The sequence below is a fragment of the Paenibacillus apis genome (assembly GCF_018333295.1).
Taxonomy (GTDB): Bacteria; Bacillota; Bacilli; order Paenibacillales; family Paenibacillaceae; genus Fontibacillus; species Fontibacillus antibioticophila.
Genome location: NZ_BORS01000009.1, coordinates 17,417 through 39,850, shown reverse-complemented (window position 1 = coordinate 39,850; position 22,434 = coordinate 17,417). Strand labels below are relative to the sequence as shown.

Annotated in this window: 18 protein-coding genes; 10 read left to right on the top strand and 8 right to left on the bottom strand. The window is 48.4% G+C overall.

What is annotated here, in order from left to right; translation table 11 throughout:
* Window positions 1–48 precede the first annotated feature (48 nt).
* Window positions 49–1,626, top strand: coding sequence for a histidine kinase N-terminal 7TM domain-containing diguanylate cyclase (locus tag KI362_RS13950; RefSeq protein ID WP_301627853.1), 1,578 nt, complete (start codon window positions 49–51; stop codon window positions 1,624–1,626).
* Window positions 1,617–2,795 (top strand): SGNH/GDSL hydrolase family protein, encoded by a 1,179-nt coding sequence (locus KI362_RS13945; protein WP_301627850.1) that lies wholly within the window; start codon window positions 1,617–1,619, stop codon window positions 2,793–2,795. The genes KI362_RS13950 and KI362_RS13945 overlap by 10 nt, the downstream gene beginning before the upstream one ends.
* A 9-nt stretch (window positions 2,796–2,804) precedes the next feature.
* On the opposite strand, the gene KI362_RS13940 is transcribed toward KI362_RS13945, so the two are convergent.
* The 6 genes from KI362_RS13940 to KI362_RS13915 all read right to left on the bottom strand — a co-directional run bounded on the left by KI362_RS13940 (window position 2,805) and on the right by KI362_RS13915 (window position 8,740).
* The gene (locus KI362_RS13940) at window positions 2,805–3,917 is read right to left on the bottom strand and encodes a Ger(x)C family spore germination protein (RefSeq protein ID WP_301627848.1); all 1,113 of its coding nucleotides are present in this window, start codon (window positions 3,915–3,917) and stop codon (window positions 2,805–2,807) included.
* A complete protein-coding gene (locus KI362_RS13935) occupies window positions 3,907–5,004 on the bottom strand; it encodes a GerAB/ArcD/ProY family transporter (RefSeq protein ID WP_301627846.1) in 1,098 nt (365 codons plus the stop codon). Before KI362_RS13935 ends, KI362_RS13940 begins: the two co-directional genes overlap by 11 nt.
* Window positions 5,005–6,501, bottom strand: coding sequence for a spore germination protein (locus KI362_RS13930; protein WP_301627844.1), 1,497 nt, complete (start codon window positions 6,499–6,501; stop codon window positions 5,005–5,007). It lies immediately after the preceding gene.
* A gap of 137 nt (window positions 6,502–6,638) precedes the next feature.
* Window positions 6,639–7,430, bottom strand: a complete 792-nt coding sequence (locus KI362_RS13925; RefSeq protein ID WP_301627842.1) for an SDR family oxidoreductase — start codon at window positions 7,428–7,430, stop codon at window positions 6,639–6,641.
* A gap of 76 nt (window positions 7,431–7,506) precedes the next feature.
* On the bottom strand, window positions 7,507–7,953 hold the full coding sequence (locus KI362_RS13920; RefSeq protein WP_301627840.1) for a threonine/serine exporter family protein: 447 nt from the start codon (window positions 7,951–7,953) through the stop codon (window positions 7,507–7,509).
* Window positions 7,954–7,981: 28 nt separating this feature from the next.
* Window positions 7,982–8,740: a threonine/serine exporter family protein gene (locus KI362_RS13915; RefSeq protein ID WP_301627839.1), complete on the bottom strand. Its 759-nt coding sequence runs from the start codon at window positions 8,738–8,740 to the stop codon at window positions 7,982–7,984.
* Window positions 8,741–8,937: 197 nt separating this feature from the next.
* On the opposite strand from KI362_RS13915, the gene KI362_RS13910 reads away from it, so the two are divergent.
* The 4 genes from KI362_RS13910 to KI362_RS13895 all read left to right on the top strand — a co-directional run bounded on the left by KI362_RS13910 (window position 8,938) and on the right by KI362_RS13895 (window position 13,747).
* Complete coding sequence (locus tag KI362_RS13910) at window positions 8,938–10,002, top strand: diguanylate cyclase (RefSeq protein WP_301627837.1); 1,065 nt, start codon at window positions 8,938–8,940, stop codon at window positions 10,000–10,002.
* Window positions 10,003–10,144: 142 nt separating this feature from the next.
* Window positions 10,145–11,500 (top strand): spore germination protein, encoded by a 1,356-nt coding sequence (locus tag KI362_RS13905; RefSeq protein WP_301627836.1) that lies wholly within the window; start codon window positions 10,145–10,147, stop codon window positions 11,498–11,500.
* Window positions 11,487–12,635 carry a hypothetical protein gene (locus KI362_RS13900; RefSeq protein WP_301627833.1) on the top strand — a complete coding sequence of 383 codons (1,149 nt, stop codon included), beginning with the start codon at window positions 11,487–11,489 and terminating at the stop codon, window positions 12,633–12,635. The genes KI362_RS13905 and KI362_RS13900 overlap by 14 nt, the downstream gene beginning before the upstream one ends.
* Entirely contained in the window at window positions 12,632–13,747 is a 1,116-nt protein-coding gene (locus KI362_RS13895) for a Ger(x)C family spore germination protein (RefSeq protein WP_301627830.1), read from the top strand. The genes KI362_RS13900 and KI362_RS13895 overlap by 4 nt, the downstream gene beginning before the upstream one ends.
* 72 nt (window positions 13,748–13,819) lie before the next feature.
* On the opposite strand, the gene KI362_RS13890 is transcribed toward KI362_RS13895, so the two are convergent.
* Both KI362_RS13890 and KI362_RS13885 read right to left on the bottom strand, forming a co-directional pair.
* Window positions 13,820–14,137: a hypothetical protein gene (locus KI362_RS13890; RefSeq protein WP_049894752.1), complete on the bottom strand. Its 318-nt coding sequence runs from the start codon at window positions 14,135–14,137 to the stop codon at window positions 13,820–13,822.
* A gap of 81 nt (window positions 14,138–14,218) precedes the next feature.
* A complete protein-coding gene (locus KI362_RS13885) occupies window positions 14,219–14,395 on the bottom strand; it encodes a hypothetical protein (protein ID WP_187375120.1) in 177 nt (58 codons plus the stop codon).
* A gap of 200 nt (window positions 14,396–14,595) precedes the next feature.
* On the opposite strand from KI362_RS13885, the gene KI362_RS13880 reads away from it, so the two are divergent.
* From KI362_RS13880 to KI362_RS13865, 4 genes are all read left to right on the top strand, one after another.
* Window positions 14,596–15,603, top strand: coding sequence for a LacI family DNA-binding transcriptional regulator (locus KI362_RS13880; RefSeq protein WP_301627825.1), 1,008 nt, complete (start codon window positions 14,596–14,598; stop codon window positions 15,601–15,603).
* Window positions 15,604–15,675: 72 nt separating this feature from the next.
* Window positions 15,676–17,016 carry a glycoside hydrolase family 30 protein gene (locus tag KI362_RS13875; RefSeq protein ID WP_301627824.1) on the top strand — a complete coding sequence of 447 codons (1,341 nt, stop codon included), beginning with the start codon at window positions 15,676–15,678 and terminating at the stop codon, window positions 17,014–17,016.
* Window positions 17,017–17,029: 13 nt separating this feature from the next.
* Window positions 17,030–20,251, top strand: coding sequence for a cellobiose phosphorylase (locus KI362_RS13870; protein WP_301627822.1), 3,222 nt, complete (start codon window positions 17,030–17,032; stop codon window positions 20,249–20,251).
* Window positions 20,252–20,516: 265 nt separating this feature from the next.
* Window positions 20,517–22,412 (top strand): sensor histidine kinase, encoded by a 1,896-nt coding sequence (locus tag KI362_RS13865; protein WP_301627820.1) that lies wholly within the window; start codon window positions 20,517–20,519, stop codon window positions 22,410–22,412.
* The last annotated feature ends 22 nt before the right edge of the window (window positions 22,413–22,434 follow it).

Genomic DNA, 22,434 nt, shown 5'->3' with positions numbered 1-22,434 from the left:
TACGATAGGAATAATTATCTTAATGCGAAATTGGGGTCAGAGAATATCGTGAATTCTTCAGTAAGCATCTTTATTGTCCTGGCTGCTCTGTCCGGCGTGCTTAGCGTGCTGCTGACCATTTATTCCTATGTCAATCGCAATCGTTATTCGGGAATTAGACTATTCTTCTGGATTTCAATCTGCTCGGCCATTTATTCGTTTGGTTTCTCTATGGAGCTTGCCAGTACCTCGCTGGAAGAGATTATGTACTGGGTTAAACTTGAGTATCTTGGCATGCCCTTCATTTCGCCTTTGAGCTTGGCGCTAGTTATGTATTATGTCGGAATGGAGAAGTATGTCACTCGACGGAATATTATGCTTCTGCTTGTCATACCGGCGCTAACCTTTCTCTTCGTCTTGACCAATGAATATCATCATTTGTTCTACCAAGACGTCTATCTTAATCCAGACGCGCCGTCACCGATGATGGATATGAATATGGGTGAATGGTACATCGTTCATGGCAGCTATACGGTGAGTTGCATTCTGACGGGAATTTTCTTGCTGCTCCGGTACTGGAACCGCCGTAAAAATGTGCTCCGCAGCCAATTGATTGCTTTGTTTATCGGCTTTGCCCTGCCGTGGGTAGCCGCATTTATCTACTTAATGGGTCTGACCCCTTATCAAATGGACCCGGTACCGCTGATTATGTGGATCACTTCTTTCTTTTATATGTGGGCGATTCGAACCTCCGGCTTGCTGGTCGCCTCTCCGGTGGCTAGGGAGTATATCTTTGATAGTATGCGGGACGGGGTATTAGTTGTTGATCCACAAGGCTTCCTGGCCGATTATAATCCCGCGGCAGAAGTGATGATTCCAGGGCTTCAGGCAGCTTGTATCGCCAGACCGGTCAACCAGATTCGACTGACTGAGGATTTTGATGAAGAAATCTTTGAGTTCTACCCGGATTCCAATCTGACTCATATCAAGGAAGTTGGCTGGAATATCGGTCATGAGGCTTGCCATTACAAAATTCAATCCTCACCGGTCATTAACCGGAGAGGCCAGTTTGTAGGCCGTACATATACAGTCCTGGATGTGACCGAGCAAGTGCGATTGGAGGAGGAGCTTCGCAGACTGGCTACTTACGATGGGCTTACCGATATATATAACAGAACTTATTTCATGCAAGAGAGCCAAAGAGAGCTGGAGGCGGCCAATCGAAATAATCGGCCATTCTCTTTAATGATGATTGATATCGATCATTTCAAGCGGATCAATGATCTCTTTGGTCATGATACTGGCGACTTAGCACTTCGGCATATCGCCTCAATCCTGAAGGAGTGGCTCGCTAACGAGTACATATTGGGCCGATATGGGGGAGAAGAGTTCGTGGCTGCTCTGCCTGGACTGGACTTGCGGGAGGCTGCTCTGTGTGCGGAGGAGCTTCGCCGGGAAATTGAACGCGTCCCTCTGAACTGTGCTGCCGGAGAGATTGGGATCACGGCAAGCTTCGGCGTGGCGGAGTCACGTCTGGATGGCGCTCCATTGGAGAGTATCTTTACGGAGGCGGACAAAGCGCTCTATGCATCCAAGAAGAACGGCCGAAATCGCGTAAGCACCGCTTCTAATTATTTTTGCTATTAATATTGAAGGGATATGAGGTTATGGAGCAATCGCAAAGCTTGAACGGATATACGTCGGCTACGGTAGTGGCTACGACGTCCAACTTTATTATGGTGCGTGAGGAGCCTTTTACCCACACTTATCGCACGGTGATCCGGCTGCGGGAGCAAGGAACATTGAAGCTGCGCTTCGGCTTCTCGAATACCGTGGATTCGACTTGGGAGCAGGGAACAATCGCCTGGGCTGGACGCGAAGGCGGGGCATGGCGTATTGAAGCTGCCTGTATTGCAGATGGAGGAATAGACCACAACTGCAGCTACAATGAAGGAACGCTGGTACATCTGACCTTTGGAGGAACGGGCACGAGGGATGTGCTTCCCGGAGAACAGTTCTATAGCGATCCTGTTGAAATTTACTTGCCCGACGGGCATGATTTGATGTTTAGCTGGACCCTTTCTGCGGGACCGGGTGCTTCAATTCCTTACAATACAGAGCAGATGCTGGTGACAGCCTATGATGCCCCAGGCTTCCGGGCGGCTCAGCCGAATGAGGATGGATTTCGCAAATCGGACAACCTGCTCGTGCTGCCCTCCTGGATTGGTTATGAGAAGGATACCGTACAGGAGCTGGTGTTCTTTGGCGATTCCATCACGCAGGGCGTACGCACGGCTCAGGATGGATATGACTATTGGGTCGCAAAAATCGCGAATCAACTCGGCCCCGCTTGCGGGGTATGGAATCTTGGCTCCGGCTGGGCGAGAGCCTATGATGCTGCAACGGATACGGCTTGGCTAAGAAAGGCAAAGCAGGGAAAAGACAAGATTGTACTCTGCTTGGGGGTCAATGATATCGATATTGGCTGCCGTACCGCCGAACAGCTGCTCTCCGATCTTCAGGATATAATCTATCGTTTGAAGAACCATAATCCTGATGTAAAAATCATTTTATGCACCGTACCACCGTTCAACTTCGTGGAGGAGCGGGAGCAGATCTGGCGCACGGTCAATGCACGGATCCGCGGGTTAAGCCTGAGCGGTGTGGACCGTGTGTTTGATATTGCGGAGGTCCTGTCCCAACCCGCTCCGCATGAACATCTGCTGCAGCGGCAGTATATGAGCTCGGAATTTGATCCGCATCCTAACGGTCTTGCCGGCACAAGGATTGCCGAGGCGTTCCTGCGCTGGTATTAATCCAAGCGATTAATAGAAGAAGTTGCCGAAGTTTTTAACTTTGAAGCTTGTATGAACGACGATATCCATATCCTGGATGTAATTGTCTTTATAGAAGGCTCTCCATTCTTTATAGCTGACTTTATTTCGTATATGCTGTCCGATCCCGATGCTGTCTACTCCGAGCTGCTGCATCTTCTTTACGATGCGGTTGCATTCCTCTTCGATATGACGGCTCAGAATTTGCTCCAGCTCGGCGCGTTCAGATGTGCTCATCTTCAGATTTCCGATGTATTCTGTTATTCCTCCGTGAATAACTATCTTAATCTCCACCCGGTATTTCCCTTCGGGCGTTTTGCTGATGGTTTTGCGGGTGGAGTTGTTGATGGCGTGAAATGAAATGCTGTACAGTTCAGGGCGATTTAGACCGAGTGTGAATTCTCCCCGGTTCTGGTCGTGATACATGATGGAGAAATAAAAAATATCCGAAGCGTTCAGCTTGCCGACCATGCGATCTTTCTTGAAGAGGGCGATGCCGTTGACCTCAAGGTCTTTGTCGGACCTCGTGAGAACCGGAGTGATCGGGTCGCGTCCTTCATCGAAGTAGTCCCGGCAAAAATGATGCAGCAGCACATGGGGGAGCGTCTGATTTTCAAACTCTTTTTTCAGCAGCCGGTCAATATATTGGTTCGTTCGGGAGTGACCGGGCAAATGCGTCTCGATAATATCACGCGCTGCGCCCTCCACAACTGCGATTTCTGTCCGCTTGGATATGGTGAAATCCCGAAGCAGGGTGTCCATATGACTCCACAACCCTCTTCTGGACAGTTCCTCATTGAACAGAATCGTATTGATTTGCCCACTAACCATTTTACGACTGGTTTTTCGTTGCATTAGAATTCGTGCTTCCTTGCTGCTTCGCACGATTTTGGAGAAAATCTCCTCTTGCTGCTGCGTCTTACTCGCTTCCGCAATAATGATAGGAATATTGACAGTGACCCGAATCATGTCGCCCTTTTCCGCATCAAAGCCCACCGTCCGGACATAACCTGCCCGCTCCAGGATATTATTGTCCTTGCTGCATCCTGTCGCTACGGTAAGGAACATTAGCACGAGCACGCCGATCCGTACCCTACGATGCATGACGTTTACTCCTCCCTTTCTGAATCAGGATTGCTAATAAGGCCAGCAGCGGTAATCCAATGGCTGCCCCAATCTCAAACAGACTAAGTACATCGAACCATTGTTCAACGATAATCAGCGACTTTGGAATGTAGGAGACCCCTATAGCCAAGGTCATGATCAGGAAAAGCAGCAGTTTCCAGGGGGCTTTGGGTAAGACGGCCGAATACATTTGCTGGCTCGACCAGAAGTACATGCCTGAGGTTACAATGATACTAAACAGGAACAGGCTGAAGATAAAATTCTGAATGCGCTCGACAAAGGGAAATTGCATATAGCCAAACATGTCCAGAAGCGGAAAAGATAAATATTTTAACTCGTGATAATTGAAGAATCCGTAGCACAGTAAGGCAACAAACAAATAGATGAGCAGCGAGATGCTGTTGCCAAGATGGACATACTTAAGCCACTTATTGTTGTTCTCCGCATAGGGAAACAGGAGGATCGATAACTCGTACCCCATGAATGCCGCGTACACACTTGCAAATCCCTTCAGCCAGTCACGGCCCTCTTTGAACACATAGGGAGAAAGGCGAAGCAGGTCAAAGTCGCCCAGTAACATAAAGCCTGAGGGAACGATTGCCAGGAGTATGAATACCATCAGGAGGTTGGCTTTGGACATGTTGTAGATTCCTTTGGTGACAAACAGAAAAATCAAGATATCAACAAATATCTTTAGCATCAAGTCCGAGGTGGAGGGGAAGATGATCATTTGGTAGATCAGCACGTACTGCTTGACGACAAGGCATCCGATCAGGGCAAAGAGACTTCCCGCAGCCAGATACACCGGAATAAGCATGAAGCGCGGCAGTCCCCCCTGTAAAATATCAAATAAAGACTTCCCTTTACCCAGACGGTATACTGCGTTGATCAGCATGATGTTAAGCGCGACGATCAGGTAGACCAGGATCAGGATGATCCAACCGTTGGTTCCGAAATAAGTGGCAATCGTCCTGGGAAGGGTGAACTGCACGACGCCTGCCTGGGTATTGAAAATCAACATGGCTATGGAAAAACGATGAAGCTTTTCTTGTGCCAACGGGATCACCTATTTCTTCATCTTATTCAGGCTAACATTCGTGGAACGCGTCTGGGAGGGGCGTCTGTTCAATGCCCAGAACGGACCGCGAATAAAGATATCGTTCCAGTCCCGGAGCTTGACAGGTGCGGCCGGTATTGTATAAGGCGCGCCCAGACTTGTTAATTTGGCTAAATGGATAATAATCAGGGCGATGCCTGCGCAAAAACCGAAGTTCCCCAGCATACCTGACAGAATCAGCAGACCAAACCGGACAAGCCGGAGGGAGCCGCTCATGATATAGCTGGGAACCACGAAGGAAGCAATGGCTGACATGGCTACAGAAATGATCAGAATATTGCTCGTGAACCCGGCTTGCACGGCTGCCGTACCAATCACGATACCGCCAACGATACCGATGGTTTGTCCAATCTTGGTCGGAAGACGCGCCCCTGCCTCCCGCAGCATTTCGATGGTTCCTTCCATCAGTAAAGCTTCGATGATGGGAGGGAACGGGACGCGGGATCTGGATTCGGTCAAGGAAATAAGCAGATTCTCGGGAATCATCTCATAGTGATAGGTTGTGATTGCGACATATAAAGGCGTCAAGCATATGGTAATAAGAAACGCTATGTAGCGAAGAACCCGTAAAGCCGATCCTACTACCCACCGATTATAATAATCATCCGGCGTGGTAAAGAACTCAAAAAAGGAGGAGGGGGCGATAATCACCGAGGGACTATGCTCCTCGATTAACACAAGCTTCCCCTCATTCAGCTTGGATACTGCGATATCCGTCCGCTCCGAGGTTTGGAACAATGGAAACAGAGCGTTTGGAAAATCATCGATAAGCTGAGTCAGCATCGTTCCGTCGTATAATGAACTGAACTCAATGGCTTTAATCCGCTCCTCCATTTCCCGGACGTATTCCATGTCAGCTATTCCGTCTATGTAGAGCACACAAATTTTGGTCTTGGAGAGTTCACCAGCCGTATATTGGAGTACCTTCAACCGGTTGCTTTTTAATCTGGAGCGGATCAGTCCCAAGTTGGTACCGAGCGATTCATTGAAAGCATCGTGCGGACCGTTGATGGCGCTTTCCGATTCGGATTGCTCGATGGACCTTTTCTCCGGGCCATAAGCATCCACCAGATACACCCCCTGAGGAAGAAAGAGAGCCACGTAACCATTCAGAATTCCGTGAACGGTATGGACAACATCCTCGACAGCAATGAATTGCGAGCGCCGGAGCAATTGCTCCAATTCCTCCCTTTTGATATTCAGCAAAGGACGAAGAACATCCCTTTCATACGCCTGGGCGTCCAATTGATGAGCGAAGAACAGCAAATCTGCCCGGAGCTCGGGCATGGTGTAGTGAGTCAGGTCGCTGCAATCCTTAAATTCCTCTTGAACATTCCGTAAAGTAAGGGGGCCCGGGGCTTGTGGAGAGCCCTGCGGACTGTCGCTATGATCGTTTTTTTTGTTTTTGGCCTGCACCCACTTACTGATGAATTGGAGCATGGACATGGCTATCCCCTCCACAGCAATTTTTAGGTATTATGTGATGGGGAGGGAAGTTTATGCAAAGAGATCTCCGGATTCAAGCAAAAAGCGGCGGAGCCGGAAAGAATCATGGCATCGCCGCTTTTGATGGTACCTCTTATTTATCCGCGAAGGAGAGACTCCGCGCCATCGATATATACTTCTGTTCCGGTAATATGAAATGATTCATCCGAGGCAAGGAACAGGGCCAGATTAGCTACTTGCTCGGGCTTGCCGGGGCCTTTCTCCAGCGGCTGGCTCCCCTCGGGAAATTCCACGGGAATTTTAATCTCCTCCATATCCTCTGCTGGATAAGTATTGTCACTGATATTAGTCTCTATTGCTCCGGGACAAATCGCATTAACGCGAATCCCGTACTGGGCCAGTTCGAGCGCAGCCATCTTCATGAAAGCGACTTGAGCTGCTTTAGTCGAAGCATAGGCGGAAAATCCAGTGTTGGAAAAGACTCGGTTCCCGTTGATAGAGCTTGTGATGATAATACTTCCGCCGTGCTCTTTCATATGCGGAATTGCATATTTCACGGTAGCGAACGTTCCGCGCAAATTGATATCCATCGTTTGGTCCCAATCCTCGATCTTCATGGACTCGATCGGAGCCATGGTGCCATTGATCCCGGCATTGGCGAATACGACCTGAACAGAGCCGGATTCTTCAGCAATTCGGGCGAACGCCTGCTCAATCATTTCCGGCTTGGAGATATCGCAAGGAATGACTTTCGCCTCACCGCCGGCATCCACAATCTGCTTCCGCGTTTCTTCCGCTTCCTCTGGCGTCCGGTCAAGCATATAGACCTTGGCCCCCTGCTGGGCAAACCTTATTGCTGCCGCCCTGCCGATCCCGGAGCCTCCTCCGGTGACGGCAGCGACTTGATCCTTCAAACGAACTTGCTTCATAGCCAGCTCTCCCTTCCTGATTCCGGATGGTTATAGGTTCAGTAATTAACTACCCGAACCAGCATCCCTGAATCAATCAAAGACGGGGAGCACGTCTGATTGGAATGCTCTTTGCAATCTGATTCATCACTTCGGATAGAATCAGTCCGATCGCAATAGAACCGGAGATAAGGAACGCTTGCGCCGCTAATTGAACGGCGATATCATATTGATTCTCCACAAAGTTGCGCATGGCATCATAAGCAAGTCCGCCGGGAACCAAAGGAATAATCCCGGATACGCTGAATAAGATGACAGGCTCCTTATAGACTCGTGCAAAGATTAGGCTGACCAATCCTACTATAAAGGTGGCGCTAACGGTAGCAAAGATCGCATTGAAGGGAGCGGTAAGCAGGTAGTAGGCTGCCCATCCCAACATCCCGGATATCCCGCATTGAAGCAGCGTACGCTTCGGGGCATTGAATAGAATACCGAAGGCCGCAGCGGCAACAAAGCTGGCTAGACTATGCAGCACTAGACTCATTCTTCTTCCTCCAGATTCTGAATAATATTCAGAGGACCGTGAATACAACCGCGATCCCCGCACCGATGGCAAAGGCGGTGAGAAAGGCTTCTGCGCCTCGGGATAAGCCGGAAACCAGGTGTCCTGCCATCAAATCACGCACGGCATTCGTAATCAACAGCCCCGGAACAAGGGGCATCACGGATCCGATGATAATCTTGTCCAAGGCTGTTCCCAAATGGATCTGAACCAACAGATAAGCGACGATTCCGATCATTAATGAGGCTGTGAACTCTGCAAAAAATTTGACCCGAACCAGCCGATGAAGCCATAGAAAGGCTGCAAATCCCAGTCCTCCGCATAGAATGCCGGGAAGGAGATCCTTCCCGACTCCTCCGAACATAAATGTGAAGCAGCCGCTGGCTATAGCAGCGGCAACTATTTGCAATGGCAGCGGATAAGCATGCCTGGACGTATCAATCCGAACTAATTGCTGATATGCAGCTTCCGGAGAAAGGGTACCATTGCCTAGCTGTCGTGAGATATTATTCACAGCAGCTACCTTTTCCAGGTCCGTGGTTCTTTCGACAATTCTGATCAATTTGGCCCATTGCATCTCTCCGGACTGAAACACAATCCCGGTTGGAGTTACATAGCTTTGCGACCCGGGCAGGCCGAGCGAAGTCGCAAGTCGGGTCATTGTATCTTCAACCCGATAAGTCTCTGCACCGCTCTGCAGCATGATTTTTCCTGCCAGCAGGCAGATCTCCACCGGCTCCTGATCGGGAGGAATCAGCGATTCTTCCATAGGACAAACCCCCTTAGCTTACTATCGGACATTATACATTAGCCTTACAAAAAGCGGAATCATCCACAAATATCTCCTGATGTCATTGAATGTCGAAAATTATTTTAAATTGTCGAATTATGGCGTTTGATATGTTATGCTTTGTGTATTATTTCCTTGCTGATGGTAAGGTCTTTTGTATTGAGAGGGAACGTAATATGCTTGAAAGCTTGTTTTATAACTTTACGATTTTGACGACGTTTTTGTTCTTTGGAAACATTGTATGGGGAATATGGCAGCAGAAGTATCCCAAGAAGGAATGGGAGACTGAAGTATTACTTGGCTTTATTCTGGGTGTATTCGGGATTATCCTGATGTACTCCGGGTTTTATAGCGGCCAAACGGCCTATGTTGACTTTCGTCAGCTTCCTATTCTCGTGTCTGTCTATATGGGAGGATGGCTCTCCGGTTTGATTTCTGCTGTTCTGATTCTGATTTACCGGTTGTTTTTCCTAAATGGGTTACATCTTGCTTCCATATTGGGGGCTGTAAATATTCTGATCACCTTCCTCTTCAGCATTCTGCTGATCCAGCGCCGGAAATTGTCTTTTCCCAGATGGGGGTGGGCGCTGGCGTGCTCTGCATGCTCCAGTGTCATTCTTATCTATGTTATTTTTCAGGAAAGGCTTTGGATTACCATCGGAATGTTTACTCCCCTTTATCTGATTTCCGGCCTGTTTACTTTCATGATGCTTCAATATTTGCGCAAATCGGATGATTCCTTGAGAATTATGCGCGAAGCGGCAAACCGTGATTTCTTGACGGGATTGTCCAACCTGAGAGCCTTCGAATTTATGATGGAGCAGAAAATACTGTCCTCCAAGCGGTATAATACGCCATTTTCACTGGTTATGATTGATATCGATCATTTCAAGAAGGTAAATGATACGTATGGCCATTCCGCAGGAGATGCGGTTCTGGCGCAATTGGCGGATGTGTTAAGGGACACCTTCCGGCCCGGCGATCATATTGCCCGGAAGGGCGGGGAGGAATTTGCGGTCATTGTGGATCATTGCGCAGCGGATAAAGTCCTTGGCATTGCAGAGCGTCTGCGGCAAAATGTGGAGTCTAACCCATTCTTATTGCCGGACGGCTCAGAGCTTAAGGTGACGATTTCTGCGGGCAGCGCGACATATCCGGATGTTCCGGAGCATGATCTGATTGACAAGGCAGACCAGGCGCTCTATCGTGCCAAATCGGAGGGCCGGAACCGGGTATGCTGAAGAATCAGTTGCAATATGAAATGGAACTGGAAACTGGCGGTATAGGGAGGATTCCCTGTATCGCTTTTTTGTCGTTATGTATGAATGTGGGGTCATTTGGCAAAATAGTGGCATGTACAGATGAATGTAGGAGGCTGCGGGAATGACGACTCATCGGGCGAGCAATGCTGCAAACTGGCTGAGAGAGAAGCTGGCCGAGCAATCGGACTACGAGGAGATCACGCTGGGCGCATCCTCACAAATTCAGCTTCAATATTTGAAGAGTGTGACTAACTCGAACCTGGTGTACCAATATGTAGTAGTTCCCAGTTATGAGATGGATGATGTGGAAGCCTATGAAGCGTATATAGCAACCTTTCCCGGAACAGGTAAAGCGGATGATCTGCAGAAACTGATTGAAGGAATTTTAGAGGGCTATACCTTAGTCAGTATCGGCCCTAACAGTTATTTGTTTAACTCGGTGAAGGTGGAGTCCGGCGGTGTCGGAGAAGCGATAAATGAAGCGATTGTTCAAGGACCTCGCGAGGCCTTCAGTGAGAGTATTGAGACGAATCTGAATCTAATTCGCCGCAGGTATCAGACTTCAGAATTGAAGGTTGAGACGATGACGCTGGGGAGCCTGTCCAGAACGGCTATCGCGATCGTCTATGATCAGAAGCGGGTGGATTCGAGCGTACTCCAACAAGTAAAAGACCGGCTGAAAAAGGTTAAAATCGATATCTTGCAATCTGCCGGAGAATTAGAGAAATATATAAGTCCTCACCGGTTCAGGATTTTTCCCAATATGGTCGTGACAGAGCGTCCGGACCGGGTTGTACTCAACCTGACAGAAGGAAAGGTTGCCATTCTGATGGATACGACTGGCTTTGCCATTATTGCTCCAGCAGTATTCACTGATTTCTTCTCGGCGATGGATGATAAAATACAAATTCCTCTTGTCAGCCAGTTCTTGAAGCTGATTCGATACGTCGGATTGTTTATAACCTTGACCTTGCCCGGGTTATACGTCACCTTTGCCTCTTACAATCCCGAAATATTAAAATCCCAACTTGTTCTTCTAATTGCAGGCAGCCGTGCGGCCGTTCCGTATCCATCCTTTATGGAGGTCCTTTTTATGCTGCTGATGATGGAATTTCTTACCGAAGCAAGCTTGCGCCTGCCCAAAGCGATTGGCCCGACCGCAACCACTGTAGGTGGGCTGATTCTGGGACAGGCAGCTACCCAGGCAGGGCTTGTTAGTAATATTATGATCATTCTCGTATCCGCCGTTGCAATCTCCAACTTCGTGATTCCGCTGAGTATGATGGGTTACACGATCCGTGTGATCAAGTACATTATTGTTCTGACGGCGATGCTCTTCGGAATAGTAGGCGTTATGATCTCTGTGGTCGGAATCATTATGTACTTGTCCGATGTCCGCAGCTTCGGCAAACCCTACTTCAGACTAACATTGTGGGAATCCAAGGAGAAGGTAGGGCACCAGCATGGTAAGTCGTAGGTACTACTATTATCTGTTTATGATCAGTATGGTTATCAATATTATCAATCTTGTACCGAGAGTTCTTATTCTCACCAGGTTCGACGGCGTATTCTGGTCGATTCTGCTTGCGGTTGCTTACTGCACCTTAACAATGTATATTTTCACCCGCCTGATTATCCAGTTTGAGGGACAGGGCTTTCCGGAAATTTTCAATACTTATTTACCCAAGGCTGCAGCGGCTCCTCTCCTCATCTTATACTCTATCTTTTGGTTTATTGCGGGATGTATTCTGCTGTTGTCCTTCGTAGATATCACGATTCGCTTCATCAGCCCGGATATACGGGGGAGAGCTGTCATGACAGGTTTTTTGATTCTGGTGGTCGGAGCCAGTCGTATTAAGACAACCTCCATTTTGTATGCAACAGAGACTGTACTCATGCTGTGTTTGCCTGCAATGGTGTTCATTTTAGTCAAGGCCTTGATCAATCCCGCCTTTAATTGGGACTCGGTTATGCAGGTATTTACCTATTTATGGACCAAGCCTAAGCTGGTTACGGTTGCCGGAGCCAGCTTCGCGTTTACCGGATATGTAAATCTGGCGATTTTCAATCGCAGCTTTCAGAATCTAAAGCTCGAGCTGCGCCATTTCTGGCTGGTTCCGGTATCAGGACTTCTCGTTCTGTTGATTACTCTGCTTGTGCCGATTGGGTATCACGGTACGATCGGAGTAGAGGATCATGTCTATAGCTGGTTCTCAACTGCGGATTCTTTACGAATGGAGACGTTTGTTGTTGAACGGGTTCTGTATTTGTTTTACATTACCTATCTCAGTATGTCGCTTGTTACGGTAGTGATTTACTGGCATGTTGGATTGGAGCTGTTCAAGGGCTGCTTCAACGGAAAGGAAGGTAAAGGGGAGTCCGAGGACGGAGAGAAGGGTACAGGTAAAAAGACGAGAAAGAGTCAGTGGATCCAAGCCATAATTCTCTTTATGCTCTCTGCGGTCATGGTCTATTTGGTCGAGGAGCTCAACCAAGTTCAATTGGCTCAGGCAGGTCAGTGGTTTTTAAACTTTCGGTTTTTCGCGGAAATGCCCCTGATCCTGTTGTTGATATTTCTGGTATGGAAAAAAAGGAGAAGTGCAAGAAGATGAAAAGAAGCCTGTGGGCTAAGCTATGCGTGATAGGCTTGCTGGTCTCGCTATTGAGCGGATGTCAGTTCAAGGATATTGACAAGCGTTCCTTTGTCCTCGCGATTGGCGTGGATCGTCCCGAGGACCCGGAGACCAAGCATCTTTATGAAGTTACTTTAAAGACCGCTTTGCCGGAAGGAGATCCCACCGCTCGCACTCAGGAGTCCATTATGATTACGCAATTGGCTCCCAGCATTCCAGAGGCCGTACGGCTAATGAAATCTAAAATTGATAAGGAGCTGGACTTCAGCCACTGCAAGGTTGTTGTGTACGGGCAGGCCTTAGCCAAGGAGAATATCGCTGCAGTGCTGGACTGGACGACCCGTCGGCGTGACCTTCAATTGATTATGTACTGTGCAGTTGGGGTTCCCAATGCCAAGGAAGTGATCCAAATGCAACCGAAAACGGAAAGGGTGCCGGGCAATGCCCTGATTCTGTCCCTAAGCAAGGATGGCAGTGAATCGCCGTTTGTCCATACGGTATACTCATTTGACCTGGCCAGGAAGATGACAGAGCGCGGGATTGATCCAATCATGCCAGTTGTGCATACCCAGGACCCGGATATGCTTGTCGTGAACAAGCTGGCTGTATTCAACAAATCCAAGATGGTGGGTACGCTGACACCTGATGAGACCCGACTGTTCAATCTGTTGGCTACCAAAAATCTGATTACCAGCTTCCGAGTCACGGCAGAAGGGAATGCTTATGATTATTATCTGGAATCCTCGAAATCAGAATATAAAATTAACCCTGCCAAAGCTGGAAAGGCTACGGTTAGTTATAAAGTGAGCGGAAGTGGAACGATTGAAATGAACGATGAAGGAATCCCCGTTACAGGACCGGTATTACGCGAGGTATCCCGTGCGGCAAATGAGCAGTGGGAGAAGGATATCAAGGCTCTGTGTCAAAAATTTCAAGGCTTGGGGGTAGATCCGCTGGGATGGGGGCTCCGCTATTTCTCAAGAAATTGGAATAATGAGCAGGAGGTTCAGCAGTGGAAGGAGCTCTATCCGGAGCTTGAATTTCAAGTCAAGGCGGATGTGAAGATGAAGTATACCGGGCTGATTCGCTAAAAATAGCTGCGTTGAGGGGGCAACGTGTGAAATGATCTTCACACGTTGCCCCCTCAAACGCAGCTTTGTTGATTAAGAGTTCTCATCACCATCGAAGCCGTTCAGCAGGTCAATCCCTGGCATCGCATCCGGGTCCGGCGCACTCCCGTCAACGGGACTTCCCGGCTGAACCGCATCCGCGTCGGGCACATTGGGCAGAGCTGTATCGTCCAGCGCAGTGTAGTCCTCGTTGTCACCTTCGTCAGACTCGCTGATTCCTTGCGTAATTCGCGTATCGTGAGGCAGAAGATCATCCGCAGGTATATCATTCTCAGGCCGGTAATCGCGTTGAATCAGGTAACGGTCATAGGTAAAGTCGCTTTCTTCCTTCATAAAATCCTCATTAGGCATGATTTGTCATCTCCTTGTGTAAGCGATGCTTCAGCTTTAGTTGAAGTTTGCCCTGATTCGGGAAAATCAACGCGCGGAGACTCAAAATTTAGGGAATACGTACTTGACGATAAAGTATAAAAAGCCGAAGAAGAGAATGATGTAGGCGGCATATTTGATGAAGGTTGCTGCTACCATGCTCGGCTCGGATCTGTGCTGCACCTCTTTGCGCTCTACATCTACATTGGTTGTCTCGTTGCGTTCGTGCGGATCATACATTGCAATTCCTCCTTCAGAGTGTAAAGTGTGGAAGCCGTTTTATCAGCACATTGCTTCGTCTTCATCCGTTTGTCTACTTAATAAACGGGATTCAGGCCTGTGAAACAAAGTATTGACTTAGCGGAGCGTGACGTCTACAATGTCACACATAAACTCGCGGACGGTTTTAGGTTGATCTTGTTGCAGGAGGGCTTGACCAAGTGATCACGATTTATGATATTGCCAAATTAACCGGATTTTCTCCAACCACCGTATCCAAGGTGTTCAATGACTACCCGGACGTCAGCCTGAAGACTCGCCGTAAAATTCTGGAGGCCGCGGAGCAGCTTGGCTATTTGCCGAATGCACATGCCCGCTCGCTCACCACGAAGCGCTCCTGGACGATTGGGATACTCTATAACGAGTCCTCGGGCATTGGCATGCTGCACCCTTATTTTGCAGGGGTTATTGAAGGCTTCAAAAAGGTCGCGACCTCGCGCGGATATGATTTAATGTTCATCTCCAAGGATATTGGCGGCAAAAAGAGCGGATATCTGGAGCATTGCAAAATTCGCGGTGTGGATGGAGTAGTCGGTATTCTGCCGGATTACAGTGATCCGGACTTTACAGAGCTGCTGGATTCGGATGTTCCCATGGTATTGCTTGATCAGGAGTCAGAGATCAAAGGGACGGTCTATTCCGATAATCTGGACGGCTCGATTCGTGCTGTTCAATATTTGTATGATCTTGGTCATCGCAAGATCGGCCACATCGGCGGGGGCAACACTTTTGCCGGTGTCAAGCGTATGCAAGGCTACCTTCAAGCAATGCAGGAGCTCCGACTTCCTATTTGTGAGGAACACATCATACAAGGAAGCTATGACTATACGATTGAGAGCGGAAAAATTGCGATGGAACAGCTGCTTCAAGCGGTTGATTCTCCGACGGCGGTATTTGCTGCCGGGGATAATCTGGCCATTGGCGCAATGCAGGCGATTAAGGACCATGGCCTGAGCATCCCCGGGGATATATCTATCATCGGCTTTGATGACATTGCTATGGCCGGCTTTCTGACCCCTTCTTTAACAACGATTCGCCAGAACACCCATGCCCTTGGCAATAAGGCAGCCGACATGTTAATCTATTCAATAGAAGGCGGTACGACGATCTCTTCGGAAGTGATCCCGGTAGAGCTTGTTGCCAGAGACTCTTGCCGAGCCATTGAATAAATTTACAGCATATATTATTTTTTCGGTAAAGTCGAAACCGGTTTCGAAAAATGAAAAAGGAGCGATTCTTGCATGGCGAAGTGGACGAAAGTGCTAACCTCCCGGGATTCCGGAGAACGGCTGGCCTATCAAGGCGAATTGGCAGCCGGAGTTAATTCCGCAGAGGGCCAAGCTCACATTAAGCTGGATCCTGCCCGGACGTATCAATCCATTGTTGGTTTTGGAGGCGCTTTTACGGAGGCAACGGCCTACACACTCTCCCGGATCAGTCCAGAGAAGAGAGCCGAGGTCATCTCCAAATATTTCGATCTCGAACAAGGCCTCGGCTATACGATTGGCCGTGTGCATATTCATAGCTGTGATTTTGCTTTGGGCAATTATACGTATGTGGAAGACAATGATGCCGAGCTCAAGACCTTTGATATTTCCCGCGAGCGGAAATGGGTGCTGCCGCTCATCCATGATGCTGCTAAGGCTGCCGGCCAAGACATTACGATGCTGGCTTCTCCCTGGAGCCCGCCCGCCTGGATGAAGACGAATGGAGAAATGAATCATGGCGGCCAGTTAAAGCCGGAATTCAGAGAAGCCTGGGCGCTTTATTATACTAAATTCATTAAGGCCTTCCGTGAAGAAGGGGTGCCTATCTGGGCGATTACGGTGCAAAATGAACCGGCGGCTGTACAGACCTGGGATTCCTGTATTTATAGCGGGGAAGAGGAGCGGGATTTCGTTCGAGATCATCTTGGCCCGACGATGCATCGCGAAGGACTGGCAGACGTGAACATTCTGATCTGGGACCATAACCGGGATCTGATCGTGGAACGCGCCTCTGCTGTGCTGTCTGATCCGGAAGCAGCCAAGTATGTATGGGGCACCGGCTTCCACTGGTATGTCAGCGAAGCCTTTGAGGAAGTGGGCAAGGTTCATGAGCTGTTCCCCGACAAGCATCTGCTCTTTACAGAAGGCTGCCAGGAGGGCGGCGTCAAGCTGGGCGAATGGTTCACCGGCGAACGCTACGGACGCAACATCATCGGTGATTTGAACAACTGGACCGAAGGATATCTGGACTGGAATCTGGTGCTGGATGAGACGGGCGGGCCGAATCATGTGAACAATTTGTGTGATGCTCCGATTATCGCTGATACGACTACGGATACGGTTCATTATAATAGCTCGTATTACTACATCGGCCATTTCAGCAAGTACATTCGTCCCGGAGCGGTTCGGATCGGCCTGGAATCGGACATTACGAATCTATACATGACTGCCTTCAAAAATGAGGACGGAAGCATTGCAGTTGTTGTCCAGAACGAAGGAGATGCGGGGCAAGACTTTACTTTGGAGCTGGGTGCCGATTCCGTATCCGATCACCTGTCCGCTCATTCGATTGCAACCTATCTTATTAAACCATAAGGAGATGAATCCCATGCCAAAATACGGTTTTGAAAAAGAAACATTTGTGATTGAGCAGTTTGATAAAGCGAAGCCGTTCTCGAGCTTCCTGCCGGGCCTTGCCGGACTCAAGGGCATACCGATGTGGACCTTCTATGTAAACCGCGGTCAAGGCGTATGCAGCTTCGGAATCCGGGACAAGAACAGTCCGATCATGGAATTTTCGCCTGCCAACATCACTTATCAATCGGTATCCATGCAGGGCTTCCGGACGTTTGTGAAGCTTAAGGATCAGGAATTGATTTACGAGCCGTTTCAGAACGCTTATCCCGATGCCTCTGCCAAGCGGACGATGCGCATTTCGGCGAATGAATTCGTGATCGAGGAGCGCAATGAAGCGAAGGGACTGCAGATCAAGGTTACTTATTTCCACATCCCGAATGATGATTACGCCGCACTGGTTCGTAAAGTAGAACTGACCAATATTTCCGGCGAGGCGATCAGTCTGGAAATGCTCGATGGTCTGCCTGAGATCTTGCCGTTCGGTGTGGAGAACTCCGGCTACAAGGAGATCGGCAACCTGCTTCGCAGCTGGATGGAAGTCGATAATCTGGAGGAGGGCATCCCCTATTACCGCAACCGTTCCAGTACGCATGACGAAGCGGAAGTCAGTGAAGTGCGCAGCGGTCATTTTTACCTGTCATTTGACGAAGAAGGAAGACGCTTCTCGCCTATTGCAGACTTTGAATTGGTATTTGGAGCGAACACTTCGCTCGCCTATCCCGACGGATTTGCTGATTCATCAATCCAGGAGTTGCTTGAGAAACCGCAGTATTGCAAGAACAAGGTCCCTTGCGGATTCTCTGCAATTACAGCTGACCTGGCCGCGGGGGAGACGAAGCAGGTATACACCCTGATCGGCCACTTTGACAGTGTGGAGCGCCTGAATGAAAAAGCCCGGCATATTTCCTCGCCGGCTTATGTGGAGCAGAAGCTCGCGGAAGCCCGGGAACTGACTGAGAACCTGACGGCCGATATTGCTACCAAGACCTCGATGCCGCATTTCGATGCCTACTGCAAGCAGAATTATCTCGATAATTTCTTGCGCGGGGGCTATCCGTTTATTTTTGAGAATGGGAAGGAAGGCTTTGTGATCCATCTCTATTCCAGAAAGCACGGGGATCTTGAGCGGGATTATAATTTCTTCTCCATTGCGCCGGAGTATTACTCGCAGGGGAACGGCAACTTCCGCGATGCCAACCAAAACCGCCGCAGCGATATTTACTTTAATCCGAGAGTGGGCACGTTCAATATCAAGACATTCTTTAGTCTGATGCAGGCAGACGGCTATAACCCGCTGGGAGTTGAAGGCACGAGCTTCCAGGTCGAGAAGGAGCGTTCCGGCGAACTGTCCGCCTGGCTGGACAAGGCTGTTCAGAATCATCGTGAGGAATTGGCAGCGCTATGTCACGCTAAATTCACGCCTGGCAAGCTGATTTCTTATATTGCCAGCCATGGAGTAGGACTGAATGTGAGCGAAGAGCAATTCCTCACGGGCGTGTTCTCACTGGCCAAGCAAAATATTGAGGCTAACTTCGGCGAAGGGTACTGGTCGGACCACTGGACGTACAATATGGATCTGATTGACAGCTATCTGGATATTTTTCCTGATCGTAAGGCGGAGCTGTTATTTGAAGAGGCTGACTACACCTTCTTTGACAGTCCGGCGAGAGTATTGCCGCGCAGCGAAAAATATGTGCTGAATCACGGGCAGGTGCGCCAATATGGTTCATTGGTGCATGATGAGGAGAAGCTGCAGAGGCTTGGCATTTCACCTAAGGGCACGAACTGGCTGAAGACGGCGCACGGCAGCGGAGAGGTGTATCAGACCAACCTGTTCGTGAAGGTGCTGTCGCTGTCCCTTGTCAAGTTTGCAACGCTGGATCCTTTCGGCATGGGAATTGAAATGGAAGGCAACAAGCCGGGCTGGAACGATGCGATGAACGGTTTGCCTGGATTGTTCGGATCGGGCATGAGCGAGACGTTCGAATTGAAGCGGATGCTGAAATTTGTGCTGGAGGTCGTCCGGGAGTACGGAGCATATACGGCAGACGTTCCGGAGGAAATCGCCGATTTGTTCGATCAAGTGAAAGAACTGCTCGGCAGCCACTTGGACGGCAAGCTGGACTCCTTCGCCTATTGGGATCAGACATCATTAGCCCGCGAGGCTTACCGGGATCGGATTCGCTTTGGCATCAGCGGAGTGGAGCGCAAGCTGAGCCTGTCAGAGCTGGAGGACGCGGTTCTGAAGATGCTGGGCAAAGTGAATCAGGGTATTGCCGAGGCGGTTAAGCTGGGCAACGGCCTGACACCGACCTATTTTGCCTTTGAAGCCATGGAATTTGAACCGGTACTGAATGCGCAGGGAGAAGCGGAGATCAGCGGATACGGTCTGCCTAAGGCTACCGTGAAGAAGTTTGCGGTTCGGCCGTTGCCGTACTTCCTGGAAGGACCGGCACGCTGGATGAAGACGATTGAGGATCCGGAAGAGGCTCAAAGAGCCTATGAAGTGATTCGCAGCAGTGACCTGTTCGACAAGAAGCTTAGCATGTACAAGACCTCGGTGAGCCTTGATGAAGAGACTCATGAGATCGGCCGCATTCGCGCGTTTACGCCGGGCTGGCTGGAGCGGGAATCCATCTTCTTGCATATGAGCTACAAGTATTTGCTCTCCTTGCTTAAGAATGGCTTGAAGGAAGCCTTCTTCGCGGAGATGAAAACATCGCTGATCCCGTTCCTGGATCCGGCAGTGTATGGTCGCAGCACCCTGGAGAACTCCTCCTTTATCGCGTCAAGCGTCAACCCGGATCCGGAGGTTCATGGCAGAGGATTCGTCGCCAGACTCAGCGGTTCGACCGCTGAATTCCTCAGCATGTGGGTGATGATGATGGCCGGGAAGCATATTTTCCGTATGGCTGACGGAGAATTGCAGTTGCAGTTGAATCCTGCATTGCCGGGATGGCTCTTTGATGATCAGGGAGAAGTATCCTTTACCTTCCTGGGAAGCACATTAGTCACGTATCGTAATCCGGATCGTCGTGATACTTTCGGCGGAAACGCAGCTGTGATCTGCAGGATGACGGTCGTGAAGAGAGATGGACAGCAGATTCAGATCGACGGTAACGCCATTACAGGTACTTTGGCTGAAGCTGTGCGTAATGGCTTGGTAGAATCCATTACAGCAGAACTGGCTTAAGTGTTTAAATTCGGTATCATCTGCCGATAAATCAGAGAGTCTTTCAACGCATCAGGTTGAAAGGCTCTCTCTTATTTTGGCAAGGTAGATTTTTTATCGATAAAACTATTCATGGATTTAATATTCCATTAAAGGTAAAATAATTTTGTTGTATAAAAGCTATAAAACCTCGTAATTTTACCATATTATTGAAGTTGATAAAGGTATTTTTGATCATATTATCGAAGTAAGAGGAATGCATAATAATTTTGGCAGGGGTGCTGGAATGAAGGGGTTTCTAAAGGTATTTTCGATCTTCGTGATACTTGGCATCGTCGTTTTGTGTGCAGTATCACTTGAATTTTCTGCAGGAAATAATATTGATCAGCAGGTTATTCCTGAATGGCAAATGACTTGGACTGATGAATTCGATCCGGATATGAGCACTAAAGAGTTGGAGGCATCCCAGGCCTGGGAACGAGTTGAAGCTAATGAGCCAACTCCAGAGCGCCCTCAGGGGAAACAGGGGCAATGGGTAAGAATAGATGCCCCCCCGATTACATCGCGGTCACCTGCCATTTTATTTGAAAAGGTATATGGCAGTCATATTGTTGTTAAGATAAACGATGAATTAATTTATGAGTCTCAAAGAGACTACAGATATAGCGTTAATACAATTTTACTTCCTCTGGACCGTAATGGAGACCGGGATATCATCTATATGGGAATTGATTCTATAAAGCGGATAGGCCCGCAAGGAAATGTCCTGGTTGGAGATTATAAGAATCTCCAAAAATTATACATCAAGAATAATATTGTGGATTTCATTATAGGCAGTGCCTTAATTTTTGTCGCGGCTATAATGTTGATCTGCGCTCTGTTTCTTAAAAACGAAAATATGGCTGGATGGTTATCGTTGTGTCTTGTTATTCTATCCGGCGGAACTATGGTGCTTACATACTCCCCGTTTCTTTACTCATTGTATGGAGTTTTCGGGAATATTTATGTTGCTTTATTTGACCTATCCTTATTTATCCTGCTACCTTCCTTTACACTTTTCTTTGAGACCATCTTTGGCAGAGGATTTAAGTCGATTATTGCAAGGTATGGAAGGTTTCAGGTGGGTTATTCCGTACTTTGCTCTATCCTTCTATTCATAAATCTAGGAAACAACGGAAAAACAGATGGATTATACGAATTTTTTTCGGTGACATTGCTCGGCTTATTCATGATTTTGCAGTTCATCCTAATGATTGTTGTCTCTACCATCTATACTATCCGCGGCAATCAGGAAGCCGTGATTTTTTCCATCGGGTTTGCGATATTCTCAGGCTTGGGATTAGGGGAAATTATCTGGTTCTTTTTCAAGCAAACTTATTATGAGCTCTTCTTATGGAAATGGGGAATCGTGTGCTTTTTAATTGCGCTGATTATCATTTTAGGGAAGCGATTCGCCAAGAATCATGATCAGGTAGTTGAGTATTCAAAACAATTGGAAATGTTTAATAACGAGCTGCAGCGCTCTGAAAAAATGGAGATCATTAGCGAGCTCGCTGCTTCTGTGGCTCATGAGGTACGGAATCCACTGCAGGTTACGCGCGGCTTCCTTCAATTGCTCGTAGCCAAGCAAAATACAGCAGACAAGGTCTACCTGAGTATGGCGTTGGAGGAGCTTGATCGAGCCTCTAATATCATTACCGATTTTCTCACCTTTGCCAAGCCTGAGGTGGGTAAAGTTACCACATTGAACGTGCTGAATGAGTTTATCCATATTGAGGGCATTCTAGTTCCGATGGCTAATTTACAAGGGGGCAGAATATCCGTACAAATTCCAAAGGATTTAAATATCAGGGGAAACTCCTCTAAGTTTAAGCAAGCCTTTATCAATATTATCAAGAACAGCATAGAATCGTTGCATGGAGAAGGAGAGATTCAAGCATGGGCATACGAAGAGAAGGGAGAAATATGCATTCATATTAAGGATGACGGTGAAGGCATGGATGAAGAAGTTCTGGCACGCCTTGGAGAACCTTACTTTTCAAATAAGACAAAGGGAACGGGACTGGGCTTGATGGTCACGTTTCGAATTATTGAGGTTATGAATGGTAAGATTCAATTCAGAAGTGAAAAGGGAGCAGGGACAGAAGTCATTGTTCGTTTCCCGGCAGTTGATCCTGCATAGGATTCGAAGCTTCCTGTATCCC

Coding starts and splice junctions, on each gene's coding strand:
- KI362_RS13885 (WP_187375120.1), bottom strand. CDS start 14,395: ATGTATGATCCGCACGAACGCAACGAGACAACCAATGTAGATGTAGAG.
- KI362_RS13925 (WP_301627842.1), bottom strand. CDS start 7,430: ATGAAGCAAGTTCGTTTGAAGGATCAAGTCGCTGCCGTCACCGGAGGA.
- KI362_RS13875 (WP_301627824.1), top strand. CDS start 15,676: ATGGCGAAGTGGACGAAAGTGCTAACCTCCCGGGATTCCGGAGAACGG.
- KI362_RS13905 (WP_301627836.1), top strand. CDS start 10,145: ATGACGACTCATCGGGCGAGCAATGCTGCAAACTGGCTGAGAGAGAAG.
- KI362_RS13895 (WP_301627830.1), top strand. CDS start 12,632: ATGAAAAGAAGCCTGTGGGCTAAGCTATGCGTGATAGGCTTGCTGGTC.
- KI362_RS13865 (WP_301627820.1), top strand. CDS start 20,517: ATGAAGGGGTTTCTAAAGGTATTTTCGATCTTCGTGATACTTGGCATC.
- KI362_RS13870 (WP_301627822.1), top strand. CDS start 17,030: ATGCCAAAATACGGTTTTGAAAAAGAAACATTTGTGATTGAGCAGTTT.
- KI362_RS13915 (WP_301627839.1), bottom strand. CDS start 8,740: ATGGAAGAATCGCTGATTCCTCCCGATCAGGAGCCGGTGGAGATCTGC.
- KI362_RS13940 (WP_301627848.1), bottom strand. CDS start 3,917: ATGCATCGTAGGGTACGGATCGGCGTGCTCGTGCTAATGTTCCTTACC.
- KI362_RS13900 (WP_301627833.1), top strand. CDS start 11,487: ATGGTAAGTCGTAGGTACTACTATTATCTGTTTATGATCAGTATGGTT.
- KI362_RS13920 (WP_301627840.1), bottom strand. CDS start 7,953: ATGAGTCTAGTGCTGCATAGTCTAGCCAGCTTTGTTGCCGCTGCGGCC.
- KI362_RS13890 (WP_049894752.1), bottom strand. CDS start 14,137: ATGCCTAATGAGGATTTTATGAAGGAAGAAAGCGACTTTACCTATGAC.
- KI362_RS13910 (WP_301627837.1), top strand. CDS start 8,938: ATGCTTGAAAGCTTGTTTTATAACTTTACGATTTTGACGACGTTTTTG.
- KI362_RS13930 (WP_301627844.1), bottom strand. CDS start 6,501: ATGTCCATGCTCCAATTCATCAGTAAGTGGGTGCAGGCCAAAAACAAA.